A 686-nucleotide genomic window follows, 5' to 3' on the forward strand; every position below is an offset into this window, starting at 1 on the left:
CGTCGCTGCGGCCGGCGACGGCCCTGCGCGAGGCCTGGACGCGCGGCCTGCTGGTGGCCGAGCAGCTGCGGCTGGACGAATTCCTGCACGAGCTCTCGCGTCATCGCCACGGCCGGCTCGACTGCGCCGAGGCGCTGGCAGCGCGGCGTCTGGTCGGTGCCTACCCGCTGCGCGATCCGGAGGCCAGCCTGGCGGCGGCGGTGGCCAGCCTGGGCCTGCGCACGCGCACCGTGCTGCCGGGCTGGACCCGCGTGGTCAGTGCCTGAAATTTTTTCCGGTGGCGACTTCCCTTTCGGAGCGCTCGGCTGGCATGGGATTCGAAAGCCTCCCAATTCCAGGCAGCCACGCACTCCTTTTGATGAGCTCCGATCCGATGACCCACTTTTCTTTCGTCCAAGCGCGGCTGCGCCCCAGCCTGCTGTCGCTGGCGCTGCAATCGGCCGCGCTGGCCACGCTGGGCCTGGGTGCTGCCGCCCAGGCCCAGCAGGCCGCCTCCACCCAGCACTACGAGCTGCCGGCTGGCCCGCTGGCCGAGCTGCTGCCGCGTTTTGCCAGCCAGTCCGGCCTGCTGATCTCGGCCGATGCGGGCCTGACCCAGGGGCGGCAAAGCCCCGGCCTGCGCGGCGACTACAGCCCGCGCGAAGGCCTGGCCGCGCTGCTGGCCGGCACCGGCCTGCTGGCCCAGC

At 72.6% G+C, this 686-nt stretch carries 1 protein-coding gene and 1 pseudogene; both read left to right on the forward strand.

The window, feature by feature from the left end; translation table 11 throughout:
• A pseudogene (locus tag PO768_RS27925) lies at window positions 1-266 on the forward strand (FecR domain-containing protein); the annotation flags it as partial.
• 107 nt (window positions 267-373) lie between these two features.
• A partial coding sequence (locus PO768_RS27930; RefSeq protein ID WP_272648662.1) for an STN domain-containing protein occupies window positions 374-686 on the forward strand: 313 nt, incomplete at its 3' end.

The organism is Paucibacter sp. XJ19-41, from assembly GCF_028462495.1.
Classification (GTDB): domain Bacteria; phylum Pseudomonadota; class Gammaproteobacteria; order Burkholderiales; family Burkholderiaceae_C; genus Roseateles_E.